Annotated in this window: 14 protein-coding genes and 1 pseudogene; 11 read left to right on the top strand and 4 right to left on the bottom strand. The window is 27.7% G+C overall.

Going from position 1 to position 16,251, the window contains the following annotated elements:
• Positions 1-12: 12 nt before the first annotated feature.
• On the bottom strand, positions 13-351 hold the full coding sequence (locus ACTG44_RS11700; protein WP_021385206.1) for a helix-turn-helix domain-containing protein: 339 nt from the start codon (positions 349-351) through the stop codon (positions 13-15).
• Positions 352-1,041: 690 nt separating this feature from the next.
• Between ACTG44_RS11700 and ACTG44_RS11695 the strand changes: the two genes are divergently transcribed.
• The 6 genes from ACTG44_RS11695 to hflX all read left to right on the top strand — a co-directional run bounded on the left by ACTG44_RS11695 (position 1,042) and on the right by hflX (position 8,418).
• The gene (locus ACTG44_RS11695) at positions 1,042-1,608 is read left to right on the top strand and encodes a beta-class carbonic anhydrase (RefSeq protein ID WP_479920488.1); all 567 of its coding nucleotides are present in this window, start codon (positions 1,042-1,044) and stop codon (positions 1,606-1,608) included.
• Positions 1,609-1,912: 304 nt separating this feature from the next.
• Complete coding sequence (locus ACTG44_RS11690; protein WP_021385058.1) at positions 1,913-2,374, top strand: MarR family winged helix-turn-helix transcriptional regulator; 462 nt, start codon at positions 1,913-1,915, stop codon at positions 2,372-2,374.
• Positions 2,375-2,441: 67 nt separating this feature from the next.
• Positions 2,442-4,688 (top strand): ABC transporter ATP-binding protein, encoded by a 2,247-nt coding sequence (locus ACTG44_RS11685; RefSeq protein WP_479919066.1) that lies wholly within the window; start codon positions 2,442-2,444, stop codon positions 4,686-4,688.
• Positions 4,681-6,513 (top strand): ABC transporter ATP-binding protein, encoded by a 1,833-nt coding sequence (locus ACTG44_RS11680; protein ID WP_021385076.1) that lies wholly within the window; start codon positions 4,681-4,683, stop codon positions 6,511-6,513. Before ACTG44_RS11685 ends, ACTG44_RS11680 begins: the two co-directional genes overlap by 8 nt.
• Positions 6,514-6,969: 456 nt before the next feature.
• Positions 6,970-7,104, top strand: coding sequence for a hypothetical protein (locus ACTG44_RS11675; protein ID WP_021385048.1), 135 nt, complete (start codon positions 6,970-6,972; stop codon positions 7,102-7,104).
• Positions 7,105-7,152: 48 nt separating this feature from the next.
• The gene (gene hflX, locus ACTG44_RS11670; protein ID WP_021385067.1) at positions 7,153-8,418 is read left to right on the top strand and encodes a GTPase HflX; all 1,266 of its coding nucleotides are present in this window, start codon (positions 7,153-7,155) and stop codon (positions 8,416-8,418) included.
• A gap of 219 nt (positions 8,419-8,637) precedes the next feature.
• On the opposite strand, the pseudogene ACTG44_RS11665 reads toward hflX, so the two are convergent.
• Positions 8,638-8,781 (bottom strand): annotated as a pseudogene (locus ACTG44_RS11665) (transglutaminase-like domain-containing protein); the annotation flags it as partial.
• A gap of 128 nt (positions 8,782-8,909) precedes the next feature.
• Here ACTG44_RS11665 and ACTG44_RS11660 point away from each other — a divergent pair.
• From ACTG44_RS11660 to ACTG44_RS11640, 5 genes are all read left to right on the top strand, one after another.
• Complete coding sequence (locus tag ACTG44_RS11660) at positions 8,910-9,401, top strand: MarR family winged helix-turn-helix transcriptional regulator (RefSeq protein ID WP_021385082.1); 492 nt, start codon at positions 8,910-8,912, stop codon at positions 9,399-9,401.
• Between the two features lie 50 nt (positions 9,402-9,451).
• Positions 9,452-9,991 carry a flavodoxin domain-containing protein gene (locus ACTG44_RS11655; protein WP_479916953.1) on the top strand — a complete coding sequence of 180 codons (540 nt, stop codon included), beginning with the start codon at positions 9,452-9,454 and terminating at the stop codon, positions 9,989-9,991.
• 290 nt (positions 9,992-10,281) lie between these two features.
• Entirely contained in the window at positions 10,282-11,646 is a 1,365-nt protein-coding gene (locus ACTG44_RS11650; RefSeq protein ID WP_479920487.1) for an aldehyde dehydrogenase, read from the top strand.
• 149 nt (positions 11,647-11,795) lie between these two features.
• Positions 11,796-12,962 (top strand): AI-2E family transporter, encoded by a 1,167-nt coding sequence (locus ACTG44_RS11645; RefSeq protein ID WP_021385059.1) that lies wholly within the window; start codon positions 11,796-11,798, stop codon positions 12,960-12,962.
• 119 nt (positions 12,963-13,081) lie between these two features.
• Positions 13,082-13,864 carry an alpha/beta hydrolase gene (locus ACTG44_RS11640; protein WP_021385078.1) on the top strand — a complete coding sequence of 261 codons (783 nt, stop codon included), beginning with the start codon at positions 13,082-13,084 and terminating at the stop codon, positions 13,862-13,864.
• Positions 13,865-13,983: 119 nt separating this feature from the next.
• Here the strand turns inward: ACTG44_RS11640 and ACTG44_RS11635 are convergent, their stop codons facing one another.
• Entirely contained in the window at positions 13,984-14,637 is a 654-nt protein-coding gene (locus ACTG44_RS11635; RefSeq protein WP_021385052.1) for a TetR/AcrR family transcriptional regulator, read from the bottom strand.
• A gap of 23 nt (positions 14,638-14,660) precedes the next feature.
• Positions 14,661-16,025, bottom strand: coding sequence for a sodium:solute symporter family protein (locus ACTG44_RS11630; RefSeq protein WP_479916952.1), 1,365 nt, complete (start codon positions 16,023-16,025; stop codon positions 14,661-14,663).
• Between the last annotated feature and the right edge of the window lie 226 nt (positions 16,026-16,251).

The raw sequence follows: 16,251 nt of genomic DNA, 5'->3' as shown, positions 1-16,251 counted from the left end.
TACTTTCCTCACTTATATTTCCTTGTATTTAATAATGCATTTTATTAACTCTAACATTGCTGCTTGTTCTTTTTCAGTTAATTTATTAATTATTTCATAACATTCCAAAGGTATAGAGTTATCAACGCCTTCTGCTGTAATAATATTTGCAAATAACAATTCAAGTGGTATATTCAGAGCAGTAGCGATTTTCATTATAATATTGATGGATGTATTTGTTTCAGCTCTTTCAATCTGACCAATATATGTTGTATGTAAACCTGCTTTTTCTGCTAGAAACTCTTGACTATATCCCAGTTTTGTTCTATAGACTTTTATTCTATCTCCTATTATTTTTCCTATATTTGCCAATTATTATCCCTCCACCTTAGATTATATTCATAGTTTAAGTTGTTTTATATAGACTATTTATACTTTTTTAGTCTGAATATAGACTATATATGTTTTTAAACTGAAATATGTGCTATTTATTTTGCATAGTCTGTATCTACAATAAACAAATATGGATAAATCACATTCCTAATTAGACAAATATTTTTTATAATTTCATACCCGTACTACAATAATAAAACGAATTAATAATATGTTAATTATAGCATTTTTTATTGCAATTACATATTATATATGTAGAATATATTTTGAAAATTTAAATAATTTTGTATTTGATAATATTAGAAGATTGAAGTATCTAGAAAACTTTTTGATAAGTACCTAGAATCTGATTATTATGCTAGTAAAACTGATATTTTTAAATATAATAAATAGAAGTAAAATAGAAAAGTGATTAAAATAGAAGATAATTTATACAAGAATATTTCAAAAAAAATATAATTAAATAAATAATAAAATGTGTGATATTAGTTTCGATAATAAAAAAATAAATATACAAATCTTTATAAACATAGGTTATATGTAATATTATGGTAGAGTAATAATTTCATAAAAATATTTAATAAATATAAATTAAGTTATATTTGTATATATTGTAGTTCAATAGTGATATAATAATAAAAAAAATTTTTAAAGAGAGAGAGATTACATATGAAAAAACTTGAAGAGATATTAGAGTATAATAAATCATTTGTAGAGAACAAAGAATATGAAAAATATGCTACATCAAAACATCCAAATAAAAAAATCGTAGTTTTATCTTGTATGGACACAAGATTAACTGAACTTTTACCTAAAGCTATGAATTTAAAAAATGGAGATGTAAAGCTAATAAAAAATGCAGGAGCTACTATAATGCATCCTTTTGGTAGTATTATGAGAAGTATTCTAGTTGCAATTTACGAATTTGATGTAGATGAGGTTATAGTTGTAGGGCATCATGGATGTGGTATGTGTAATGTTGATACAGATAAATTGCTTAGTAAAATTTTAGATAGAGGGGTATCTAATGATGTGATACTTACACTTCGTAGTGCTGGAATTGATACAAAACAATGGCTACATGGATTTGATTCTGCAGAAGAATCTGTAAAAGATAGCATTAATTTAATAAAAGAACATCCTTTGATTCCAAAAGGAACTATTGTACATGGCTTAATAATTTCACCAGAAACTGGAAAATTAGATATCGTTGTAAATGGTTATGAGAATAAATAGAATATTATAGTAGTATATAAGCAATATAGTGTTGTATAAAACGTTGTTTCAAATTTATTTTGGAACAACTTTTTTATTTGAAAATATATGAAAAGGTTTATTTTAAGCTTTTCAATAAAGAAAATATAAGTAGCTAGCTAATTAAAAAACTTACTATTATTTATTAAAATTATAACTAAATAGTACAAAAATATTTAATAAATGAAATTTATATGAATTTTTTATAAATATATTGAAAAAAAGTATACGATATAGTAGAATAACACTTAGCCGACTAAGTAATATAAAAATAAGGAGGGGAAGTATGAATAGTAATTCTGAAGAAAGATTGAATGATGTTTTCTTGCAATTAATGCGAATATATTTTATAAGAACTCATTTTTATTTTGATAAATTAGGCTTATATCATGGTCAGCCACAAATACTTTTTTCACTAAAAATGAAGAATGGCCAAAGTCAAAAAGAATTAGCAGATAAAAGAAAAGTGAAAGCATCCACTACTACAGTTATGATAAAAAGAATGGAAAAAGCTGGACTTGTAGAGAGAAAACAAGATGAAAAGGACCAAAGAGTATCTAGGATTTTTTTGACAGATAAAGGATTAGAAACATGTAATAAAGTCGAGGAATTCAATCAGGAGCTAGAAAGAGAATTCTTTTTAGGATTTAGTGAAGAAGAAAAGATAGTACTTAGAAGACTCTTAATGCAAGTAAGAGATAATTTGAAAGCAGGATGTCATAAACATGAGGATGAAAAATATTTTTAAATTTTGAAATAATATTTTTCAATTTAATGTCATTAGACTAATTAATATTACAGAAGGGAAGAAATGTATGTTTAAATTAATTAAATATTTAAAGAAGTCAGCATTACCAATAGTGGTAATAGTATGTCTATTGGTAGTTCAAGCAGTATGTGACCTTTCTTTACCAGAATACACATCCAATATAGTAAATATAGGTATACAACAAGGTGGAGTAGAAAACTCTGTTCCATCTGTGATTAGAAAGGGAGAATTGGATAAAATTACTTTATTCATGGATAAAAGTAGTAAGGATAAAGTATTAGATAATTATACTTTATTGAATAAAGAAGATTATAGTAAGTATAAAGATGAGTATCCAGGTCTAAAAGAAGAATCTCTTTATGAGTTAAATACTAAAGATAAAGATACTATAGATGATTTAAATTCTATCTTTGGTAAAGCTATTTTAATAGTAGTGGGACTTGAAGGTGATAGTAAAGAAGTAAAAGCGATGAAAGAACAGCTAATGAGTCAACTTCCACCACAAGCTACTCAAGGTGGAGATATTGATGTGTTTAAGTTGTTATCAGCAATGCCAAAAGAGCAATTAGATACATTAACTAAAGAGATGAGTAAAGGTTTTGAAGATATGCCAGAAAGTATGATAACACAAAGTTCTGTATCATATGTAAAGGCAGAGTATGAGAAAATAGGAATTGATACAGAAAAAACTCAAAATAACTATATATTACTTACTGGTGCAAAAATGCTTGGTATAGCTATGATTAGTATGGTAGCTACAATAACAGTAGGATTCTTAGCAGCAAGAGTAGCAGCAAGTGTAGGTAGAAATCTAAGAAGTGGAGTTTTTAGAAAAGTTATGTCATTCTCAAATACTGAGATGAATGAGTTTTCTACAGCCTCATTAATTACTCGTAGTACAAATGATATTCAACAAATACAAATGTTGATGGTTATGTTACTTAGAATAGTATTCTATGCACCTATAATGGCTATAGGTGGAGTAATAAAAGTTTTAAATACAAATACTTCAATGGCATGGATTATAGCAGTAGCAGTAGTTGCTATTTTATCATTAATAGTAGTGTTATTCTCAGTGGTTATGCCTAAGTTCAAACTAGTTCAAAAGCTTGTTGATAAGTTAAACTTAGTCAGTCGTGAAATAATAACTGGTATACCAGTCATTAGAGCTTTTAGTACTGAAAAACATGAAGAAGAAAGATTTGATGAAGCAAATAAAAACTTAACTAAAACAAATCTTTTTGTAAATAGAGTTATGACGTGTATGATGCCTGCTATGATGCTTATAATGAACCTTATCACAGTTCTTATAGTTTGGAGAGGTGCATATAGTGTTGATTCTGGGGCAATGCAAGTTGGAGATATGATGGCATTTATACAATATACAATGCAGATAATAATGTCATTCTTGATGATATCAATGGTATCTATTATGCTTCCAAGAGCATCTGTTTCAGCTACACGTATAGATGAAGTAATAGTATCAGATATAAGTATTAAAGACCCTCAAAAAACAGAAGTGCAAGAATTTAAAGAAGATAAAAAAGGTCTTGTTGAATTTAAAAATGTTTCATTTATGTATCCAGATGCAGAAGAACCTATATTGACAGACATATCCTTTACAGCAAAACCAGGAGAAACAACTGCATTTATAGGAAGTACTGGTAGTGGTAAGTCAACTCTTATAAATTTAATTCCTCGTTTCTTTGATGTTACAGAGGGAGAAATATTACTTGATGGAGTTAATATAAAAAATGTTTCTCAACATGACTTAAGAGAAAAAATTGGATATGTACCTCAAAAAGGAGTATTATTCTCTGGTACTATAGAATCCAACTTAAAATATGGTAGAAAAGACGCAACAGATGAAGAAATGAGAACTGCAGCTGAAATAGCTCAAGCTACAGAATTTATTGATTCTAAACCAGAAGCTTTTAAAACTGAAATTTCTCAAGGTGGAACAAATGTATCTGGAGGTCAAAAACAAAGACTTTCTATTGCAAGAGCAATAGCAAAAAATCCAGAAGTATATATATTTGATGATAGTTTTTCCGCTCTTGACTTAAAAACGGATGCAGCTCTTCGTAAGGCTTTAAAATCACAAACTGCTGAAAGTACAGTACTGATAGTTGCACAAAGAATTAGCACCATCCTACATGCAGAACAAATTATTGTTTTAAATGAAGGAAAAATAGTTGGAATAGGAACACATAAAGAGCTTCTAAAAAATTGCGAAGTTTATGAGCAAATAGCTTTATCACAACTTTCAAAGGAGGAGCTAGGTAATGAGTAGAATGGGAAAAGGTCCTATGGGAAAATCTATGGGAGCAGGGCAAAAAGCAAATGATTTTAAAGGAACTATGCGAAAACTAATTGCATATTTATCTAAATTTAAAATATCAATAATTTTGGTAATTGTATTTGCTATTGGAAGTGCATCATTTTCTATAGTAGGTCCAAAAATCTTAGGTAAAGCAACTACAAAGATATTTGAAGGATTAGTGAGCAAAGTTTCTGGAGGTAATGTAGGTATAGATTTTGATGCAATTGGAAAAATCTTAGCATTTTTACTTTGCCTTTACTTGATAAGTGCATTATTCTCTTTTATACAAGGATTCATAATGAGTGGAATTTCTCAAAAAGTATCCTATAATTTAAGAAAAGAGATTTCAGTAAAATTGGATAGATTGCCAATGAAATATTTTGATACTAAGACACATGGTGAAATATTATCAAGAATTACGAATGATATAGATACTTTAAGCCAAAGTTTAAATCAAAGTATGACACAACTTATAACATCAGTGACAACTATGATAGGTGTTTTGATAATGATGTTATCTATAAGTGGTATTATGACATTGGTAGCAATTTTAATATTACCAATATCAATGTTTGTAATTTCAAGAATAGTAAAGAAATCACAAAAATACTTTAGGTCTCAACAAGAATATTTAGGAAATGTAAATGGTCAGGTTGAGGAAACTTACAGTGGTCAAACAATAGTAAAAGCATTTAACCGTGAAGAAGAAGTAATTGAAGAGTTTGATAAATTAAATGATAACTTGTATAATTCAGCATGGAAATCTCAATTTTTATCAGGTATAATGCAACCACTTATGATGTTTATTGGAAATTTAGGATATGTAATGGTATCAATCTTAGGAGGTTGGCTTGCAATTAAGAAAACAATTGAGGTTGGAGACATACAATCATTTATACAATATGTAAGAAACTTTACACAACCTATGACTCAAATTGCACAGGTTGCTAACTTACTACAATCAACAGCAGCAGCTTCAGAAAGAGTATTTGAGTTTTTAGAAGAGGAAGAAGAAGACCAAATTGTTGAAAATGCAGTTTCAATAGATGGTTTAGAAGGAAAAATTGATTTTGAAAATGTCAACTTTGGATATAATCCAAACAAGACTATAATAAATGATTTTTCAGTAAATGTTAAACCAGGTCAAAAAGTTGCCATTGTTGGTCCTACAGGAGCAGGTAAAACTACAATAGTTAAACTTTTAATGAGATTTTATGATGTTAATAGTGGTGCAATATTGATTGATGGTCATAATATTAAAGATTTCAATCGTAGTGAACTTAGAGAAATGTTTGGTATGGTTCTTCAAGATACATGGTTATTTAGTGGTTCTATTATGGAAAATATAAGATATGGTAAGTTAAATGCTACAGATGAAGAAGTTATAGAGGCTGCTAAATCTGCACATGTTCATAGATTTATCAAGACATTGCCAGATGGATATAAGATGAAACTAAATGAAGAAGCAAGTAATGTTTCTCAAGGTCAAAAACAATTATTGACTATAGCTCGTGCTATTTTAGCTGACCCTAAAATCCTAATACTAGATGAAGCTACAAGTTCTGTTGATACTAGAACAGAAGTATTGATTCAAAAAGCTATGGATAATCTTATGGAAGGTAGAACAAGCTTTGTTATAGCTCATAGATTATCAACTATACGTGATGCTGATATGATTCTTGTTATGAATGAAGGCGATATAGTTGAACAAGGAAATCATGAGGAACTTCTAAAGAAAGGCGGATTCTATGCCAATCTTTACAATTCTCAATTTGAAGAAGATGAAGCAATGTAACAAAAAATTGATTTAGAATAGATGTATAATTCATTAAGATAAACTAAATAGATAAGATTATATTTTATAAGTATAGTCTTATCTATTATTTTATGTCTTTACAAAGTATGTATTTTATTATACTATGTAATAAGGAAAATGTTGGAGGTGGTTATCAAAATGTATATTTAATCATATTCTTTAAATTTTATTGTAAATGAAATTTAATTTTAATAGTTAATGATTGTATAAAAGTGTATATTTCTATTGCTTTTATTAATCATGTAAAAAACTACTTAAATTTAAGAATTGGATTAAATATAATATGGTAATTGCATATGAGTCAATTAAATTGACATATTTTTAATATATATTTAGAATTTTAATCCTTCTTATGATATAAGTAGCTTGTTTGTATTACTTAGATTTGTAAGGAGTTTTTTTATTGAAAAAACTACATAATATAATTGAGAGGGGGTGTATGAAAGTGATTTTTTCTATAAGATTGAGAAAATAATGCACGATTATGGTTATTATAATGTTAAATTAGAAGTGTCATTTAAGGATAAGATAAAAATAGAATTCTTGATGAATTTAATTATAGAGCCATAATCTCGTGCTATATATTAAATAAAAATAGCAGATAAGGAGAATATGGATATGGCAAAAAAAGGAATAATAGTAGGACTAAATATAAATAATAAATCTGAGGATTTTAATGAACTGATGATTGAACTTGAAAACTTATGTTCAGCATGTGATATTGATGTTGTGGGAAGTGTAACTCAAAATGCAAAGCAAGTCAATAGAGCATATTATATTGGGGCAGGTAAAGTAGATGAATTATTAAACTTAATAAAGAAAGAAAATACAGATATAGTTGTATTTTATAATGAACTTTCTACATCACAACTCAAAAACCTTGAAGAAAAGCTTAATTGCGAAATTATAGATAGAACAGCATTAATACTTGATATATTTGCACAGAGAGCAAAAACTAGAGAAGCTAAACTTCAAGTAGAAGTTGCTAGTTTAAAATATATGCTACCAAGGCTTATAGGTTCAAATGAAAATTTAGGACGTCAAAGTGGTGGTGTTGGTACTAAAAATAGAGGTTCTGGTGAGAAAAAGTTAGAACTTGACCGTAGAAGAATAGAAGAAAAGATAACTTCTCTAAATAGGGAGCTGGATGATTTAAAGTTTCAAAGAGAAACCCAAAGAAGTATGAGGAGAAAATCAAATTTACCAAATGTTGCTTTAGTTGGTTATACAAATGCAGGTAAATCTTCAATCATGAATAAATTAGTAGATACATTTAAAAATTCTGAAGAAAAGAAAGTCTTTGAGAAAAACATGTTATTTGCTACATTGGAGACCTCTGTTAGAAATATAGTTCTTTCAAATAATAAAGAATTTTTACTATCTGATACTGTTGGGTTTGTGAGTAACCTACCACATGATTTAGTAAAGGCATTTAGGTCAACATTAGAAGAAGCATGTGAAGCAGATGTATTATTACATGTTATTGATATTTCAAATCCAAGCTACAAAAATCATATTAAAGTAACTGAAGATACTTTAAAACAAATAGGTGCAGATGGTATACCTATGATACATGTGTATAATAAGGTTGATTTAATGGATGAAGAAGCTTTAAATAATATTGTAGACGATATAGATGGAATCTTTGTTTCAGTAAAAAAAGACATAAATATTGACAAAATGATAAAATGTATTTGTGATAGTATATTTAAGGATTATATAAGATGTAAGGTTTTAATTCCATATAATGAAGGGCATGTAGCTTCCTATTTTAATGATAATGCAAGTATAATAAGCACAGAATATACAGAAGAAGGAACTGTTTTAGAAGTTGAATGTAGTGATATAGAGTATAATAAGTATAAAAAATATATTTTAGAGTAGATTTTAAAAAATAATATAACTTAAAATGTATTTAATGTAAATAGCTTAAATTTGAGTTAAATTATACCTATAAAATATAAATATAGATTAGGGATTCCTAAGAAACCCTAATCTATATGATAATTGTCCTGTGAAAAATCAAAATTCACCTTTGTAAGTTATATGAAGCATACTCGTTTATTCTACTGGCATGGTTGTGTTAGTTACTATTCATATATAACTTTTGTATATGACATCCTTTCCTGCTGATTTGTTAGTATCAATATCTACATGACACAAGCGTCCATTACCAAAACGGACAAGGTTCCACTGGTGGTCATTTTATGTGCTGTGAACATAATAACATTCAATCCCTATAGCGTCTTATTATTTGTAACAAAAATAAAATTATTGACATAATAGTAATTAGTTACTATAATAAAAAGTAACTAATTACTATTTATAAACAGTGATGGAACGTCTAAGAATTAGCATATAGAGAGGGACAAAAAATGGATATAGAAACTTTAATGAAAAAAATTGTTGTGGATGATGAGAGTAGGAAACAAGCTATATTTGCAAATCTATTTGTAATGCAAAATAAACTTCAAACTGCATGTGACAAGTTAGACCCAGAACTTACAATGAAACAATGGTTACTTTTAGCACTTGCAGAATCTATAGATGAGACTGTGACACTGACTAAGCTTGGAGAGCTTATGGGATGCTCACGACAAAATGTAAAGAAATTAGCTGTTGCTTTAGAAAAAAAAGGGTTTGTACAAATTGAAAAAAATGAAAAAGATTCAAGAGCTACTTGCCTTTTAACAAAGGATAGAGTAGAAGAGTATTCAGAAAGAGTAAGAGATATGCAAATTAAAGTATTAGAGCTTTTATTTAAAGATTTTACAGAAAAAGAAGTAGAACAATTATTTTTTGGAATTATGAAATTAAGCAGAGGAATTGAGTATGTAAGAGATTATGTAGAAGATAATAATTTATAAAATAGATAAGTGAGAAATCAACTTTGTATGACATCAAAAGGAGATAATTTATGAAAAATACAGTAGTGATTTATAAAAGTAAATATGGATCAACAAAAAAATATGCTAAATGGCTTTCAGAATTATTGATTTGTGACAGTTTTGAGATTAAAGATATAAACATAGAAAAAATTATGAAATACGATACTATTATCTTAGGAGGAGGTCTTTATGCTTGTAATATAGCAGGAATTTCTTTTCTAAAAAAGCATTATAAAGAATTAAAAGGAAAAAACCTAATAGTTTTTGGTGTAGGAGCATCTCCATATAGTGATGAAGTACTAAAAAAATTAAGGGAAGTTAACTTTAAGGAAGAATTAGATGGAGTTCCATGTTTTTACTGTCGTGGAGAATGGGATGAAACAAAAATGTCGTGGATAGATAGTACACTTTGTAGTTTTTTAAAAAAAGCTATAGCGAAACAAGAGCGTAAAGGACTTAAACCAGTAGAAGCACCTTTGTTGTCAGGAGAAGTTTTTGAATGGTGTGATAAAGAATACTTAAAGCCAATACTTGAATATGTAGACAACATTAAAAGTACAAATTTATAATTATCTTTAAACATGATAAGTTATGAAAATACATTAGAGCATATTTACAAAATAATTTTATGAATAACGACATATAGTTTGATTATTTCTAATATTGTTATAATTTATAATTCATTTAATTTAAAAATACGATTACTAGCCTATTTATTTAATGAAAGGGGCTTTTTTTATTGGTAAATTTATGTTATATTTATGTGAATTTCTTAGGTTATAAATTAGTAAAATAAAAGTGTATCGAATTTCAACAATAACATAAAATAGAAGAATTCTTAAAGAAGGGATTTTAAATAATGGATATAAAGAAGTTAGTGATAATGCAAAGACAATATTATAATACAGGTAAAACTAGAGATATATCGTTTCGTCTAGAAAAGTTAAAAAGATTGAAGTCAGTCGTATTAGAAAATGAAGAAAAAATACTTTTTGCATTAAAGAAAGATTTAAATAAGTCAAACTTTGAAGGCTTTATGACAGAAATAGGTATGTTTTATAGTGAACTTGATTTTGCTATAAAAAACATAAGAAAATGGAGTAAGACAAAAAGAGTTAACTCAAGTATGGTTAACTTTCCATCTATATCCAAGATTATTCCACAACCTTATGGCATTACACTCATAATGTCACCATGGAATTATCCTTTCCAATTAGCACTTATACCATTAGTCTGGTCAGTAGCAGCTGGTAATTGTGTTATATTGAAGACTTCTGAATACTCTGTGTCAACATCTAGTATAGTTAAAGAGATAATTGAAAATACTTTTTCAAGAGAATATGTTGCAGTTGTTCAAGGGAATCAAGAAGAAAGTGAAAAATTACTATTAGAAAGGTTTGACTATATATTTTTTACAGGAAGTACTAATGTTGGTAAAATAGTAATGAAATCAGCATCAGAATATTTGACTCCTACAACTTTAGAGCTTGGAGGAAAAAGCCCTTGTATTATTTTAAAAGATGCAGATATAGAGCTTACTGCAAAAAGGCTTACATGGGGAAAACTAATAAATGCAGGGCAAACTTGTGTAGCACCAGATTACGTATTAGTACATGAAGATAGGAAAGATGAATTAATAGAAAAAATAAAATATTATATTATTAAATATTTTGGAGATAATCCATGTAATAATGAACAATTTCCTAAAATTATAAATGAAAGACATTTTAATCGTATATTATCTCTTATTGATACAGACAAAGTAGTATATGGTGGAATTTGCAATAATAAGACATTAAAAATAGAGCCAACTATAGTAGATAATGTTAATTGGGATGACAATATAATGAAGGAAGAAATATTTGGACCTATATTTCCTATTTTAACTTATAAAAACTTGGATGAAGTTATACAAGAAATTATACAGAGACCAAATCCATTGGCGCTTTATATTTTTACAAAAAATAAGAAGCTAGAAAATAAAATTTTAGAAATGATTCCAGCAGGTGGATGTTGTATTAATGATACAATTACACATATAGCTACGAATTACTTACCATTTGGTGGAGTTGGAGAGAGCGGTATGGGCTCATATCATGGAAAAGCTGGGTTTGATACCTTTACTCACTATAAGAGTGTCTTAAAAAAATTAAATTTAGATATTCCTATTAGATATGCACCATATAATGATAAATTAATTAAGATTCTTAAGAAAATAATGTAGATTATATTGTAGAAAAATGAATATAAATAAAATTGAAAACTTGTATTCTAATTATACTTTATAGAATTTAAAATTTAAATTTGCTATATTTGTTATAAAAATAGTGATTTTGTGATAAAATTTAACTATATAGAAATAAGGAGGAAAAAATGAAAATTAATTGGAATACAAAGTACACAACAATAGCAATTTACACATTTATAATAGCTGCTTGTAGTATAATATTTTATCTAGTATCATCACAAATCGATGTATTTTCTAATAATTTAGATGCTATATTTACAACTTTACAGCCTTTTATAATAGGATTTGCTATTGCATATCTTCTTAATTTTATTTTAAAATTTTATGAAGATAGAGTTTTTATAAAAAGTGAGAAATTAAAAAGCCTAAAACAAAAATCAAAAAGAGGATTGGGTCTTTTATTAACATATGCAACAGCCGCATTGATACTTTACTTGTTTATGTATTTCGTATTGCCTCAAGTAATTGAGAGTATTGTTGGACTAGCAAATGATATACCTATGTATGTAAATAATGCAACTAAGCTTATTGATAAATTAATGACTGATTTAAATCTTGATGAACAATACTTCAATTTGGCAGTAGATAAATGGAATGAATTTGTTGCATATATTATAAAGTTTGTAACAGATTTAATACCAATATTAGGAAATATGCTAAAGAATGTAGCTTCTAGTATATGGAATATTGTACTAGGATTGATTGTTTCAGTATATTTACTAATTGATAAAGAAAAATTCTATGGATTAAGTAAAAAAATAACTTATGCAGTATTTACAGAGACACAAGCTGCTAGAATTTTAGAATTGACTCATAGAAGTAACTATACATTTGGAAGATTTTTAGGTGGTAAGATATTAGATTCATTTATTATAGGTATTCTAACATTTGTAATACTTACAATAGTTAAAATGCCATATACATTATTAATATCAGTTATAATTGGTATTACAAATATCATACCTTTCTTTGGACCTTTATTTGGAGCAATACCATCTACACTAATAGTAATGTTTGTATCTCCTATAAAAGCTTTATGGTTATTGTTAATTATATTAATAATACAACAAATAGATGGCAATATTATAGGACCTAAAATACTTGGAGATTCAATTGGTATATCTGCATTTTGGATTTTATTCTCATTGTTAGTTGCAGGAAAACTATTAGGTTTTGTTGGAATGGTTATAGGAGTTCCAATGTTTGCTGTAATTTATTCTATAATTAAAGATGTTGTTGAAGGTAAATTGGATAAAAAAGGATTACCAACAGATACTTCCGATTATATGTAGCTAAAAAAAGATATTATGTGTAATTAAAAATATATAAATTAAGAAATATTTAAAGCACTGAGAAAGTTAAACTCTTGGTGCTTTTTAGATATAAAATCATTATAGAAGAGGTGTTTTTTGTGGCATTTATACAATGTAAATTTAAATCTAAATATACAGGAGGAGAAACCGATGTAATTGTAGTTCTACCTGTAGCAAATGGAAAAGAACTTTTTAGTGGTAAAGAGATATATGATTTTGAAGGTAAGTTTAAAACATTGTACTTATTTCATGGATTAGAAGATGACCAAAGCTCATGGATTAGATATACTAATGTAGAACATTATGCTAAAAATAAAAATATAGCTCTCGTAATACCAAGAGTAGAAACTAGTTTTTACACAGATATGGTGTATGGGCACAAATATTTTACTTTTGTAAGTGAGGAATTACCTAAATTTGTTAGAGCTATATTTCCTTTGTCAGATAAGAGAGAAGATAACTTTGTAGCTGGAATGTCCATGGGAGGATATGGTGCTTTAAAGTTAGCACTTTCAAAACCAAAAGAATTTTCAGCAGTTGCAAGTTTTTCTGGTTCACCTGATATGATTCATGAGTTAGAAAATCAACAAATAGAAACTAATGCAGATATTCTATTTCATGATTTTGGAAGACCAGAAGATGCTAGAAATAGCGATAATGATTTACTTTACATACTTAAGAATCTTAAAGAAAGAAATGAAGATATTCCTAAAATTTATCAATTCTGTGGTGATAGAGATTTTTTATATGAAAACAATCAGACATTTAAGAAATATGCAGAGTCTTTAAATATAGATGTTGTATATGAAGAGTGTGTTGGAGGCCATGAATGGCGTCTTTGGAATTTATGGATAAAGAAATTTATAGATATGATTGTGTAGGATATTTATAGTATTAAGAAAAAATACTATAAGATATTTTTAAATATAATAAAGACTGAAATTTTAACACCTAATTACGATTTTAAAATTTCAGTCCCTAAGAATCCGATAAAATTTTATTAGGTTCTTATGCGAGTTATTATTGGAGTGAAGTTATCAACTATATCTATATAGTATTTACTCAGTTCCTCTAAAATATCTTCACATAAATCGGTGCTATGACCAAGGTTAATGAGGAATTGTTTTGTAAAATACTTTATTACTGCTTGAGAAGAGATATCATACTTGTGTGAAATATAAACCCTAATTATCTCAGGCTTCATAGCAAGTATACCAATACAAGAAAGTATTAATTCATCATGTTCTATAGATTCTTTATCATTAACATATCTCTTCATTACCATCTCAGTTACACTTCGTTGATAGCTTAAAATAGCTTCTTCATAAGCTATATCTAAATAAAAATTCCTGTACGCTTCATTTTTTAGCAGAAAACAAAGGTCAGCATTCATAGCAAGAAAGAACATCATCATAGTGCCCTCTTCATGATAGTTATAGATTAAAGACTGCATTTCATCTCTTATATCTTCATATATTATAGCCCCTATTTCGCTTTTACTTGAGAAGTAATAACTTATTAGACCTAAATTTATATTAGCTCTTTCTGCAATTTGCCTAGTTGTCGTTTTATGATAACCTTGTTCAAAAAATAATTCTCTAGCAGCACTTACAATACTAGCTTTTGTTTCTTTTCCCTTTTCTGATTTTGACATATTTACTGTATATACCTCTCTTTTCAATCTTTTTTTGAAAATTTGCTAACTATAAATATTGTAATAGAACCACCTATTATAGGAATTAAAATTCTGTCAAAGACAGTAAGAATGCCAACCATATTTAATAATGCCAATATCACACTTACTATAACAGCATAGATAGCACCTTTTTTTGTAGCACCTTTCCAGGAAAGGCCAATTACAAATGGTGCAAATATCACGCCTGTACATAATGGTGCTGGCCAAAATAATAGTTCTAATAAACTATCAAACTTAAGTGCTATAATTGCACCTGCTACAGCTGTTAAAGCTGAAGCAATTTGAGAATATTTTAGAGTATTTTTCAAGTCATTAAATTCTATATCAGGATGTAATAATTTGTTATAAATATCTCTTGATATGATAGCACTCATCGAAGTCATTAATGAATCTGCAGTAGACATTATGGCAGCTAATATAGCAGCTAAGAATAATACAGAAATTAAAGGTGGTAAAGTTGTTGATATCATTTGAGGTAAAACCTGGACAGATGATATGTTTGGAAATAAACTACCACCAATAGCTCCAATTATTCCTATAGGAAAAGCAAGAAACAAAAGTATAAATCCTGCAATTATACTGCTTTTAACTGCATTTTTAGCATTATCAGCACATTGATATCTTAAAAAACTTTCATAAGAAAATATTGAGCCTAAAACTAATGGTAAAACTGTATACATAAAATCACTAATCGATTTATTTCCTGGAAAGAATGGTTCTTTTACCATTGATTGTAACATAAGTAAAGGGTTGTCGCCAACTAATTTTAAGCTTATATAAGCTACTATTGGCAAAAACACAACACAAATAGCAAGTTGAATAAATGCTGATACTGCAACTCCCCACATTCCCGATGTATAAGTATATATAATGATTACTATTACTCCTATAATTACTGCTACATCGTAAGGAATACCAAATGCAGTAGATACAGAACCAAAAGAGATTAATTGACTGCCCATAATGGCTAATATTGATATTGGTGTTACAAGACTTTGATAAGCTCTTAAAAATATACTATGACCATATCTAGTTTCAATATAATCTGCAGGAGTTATATCACAAGATAAACTTCTTAACTTTCCTGCAAAAAATGCGTTTACAAAACAAGCTAAAGAAGCTCCTATAGTAGAGTACATACCAACCCACAATCCTCTTTCAGCTCCCCATTGAACTCCACCTACTAAGCACCCTCCACCAAAAGATGTAGCAGCGATAGTTGCGGCGAGGATGGGTAAAGGAAGATTTCTACCTGCAATTAAGAAATCGGATGCCGTTTTAACTTTTTTAGAAAAATAAAAACCAATCCATATGTATACTGCACACGTAGCAATTAAAAGTAACATAGTTTCTTCTCCTTTATAAAATATTTTTAATAAAATTTATAAAATATATTTAAAATATATTTTATATAAAAGTAGTACAATATTTGTTTTTATTAGTTTTGGATTAGTATAGCTATAATAACTTATAATACTATGTAGAATTACATAAAAAGAAAAAATTGAAAATTCTGAAATTAATGTTTGTAATGATGTTCGTCTGATAGATTCTTTTTGTAATTGTAACATG

It is taken from the genome of Clostridioides sp. LIBA-2809 (genome assembly GCF_056688965.1).
This window is presented reverse-complemented; position numbering and strand designations above follow the sequence as displayed.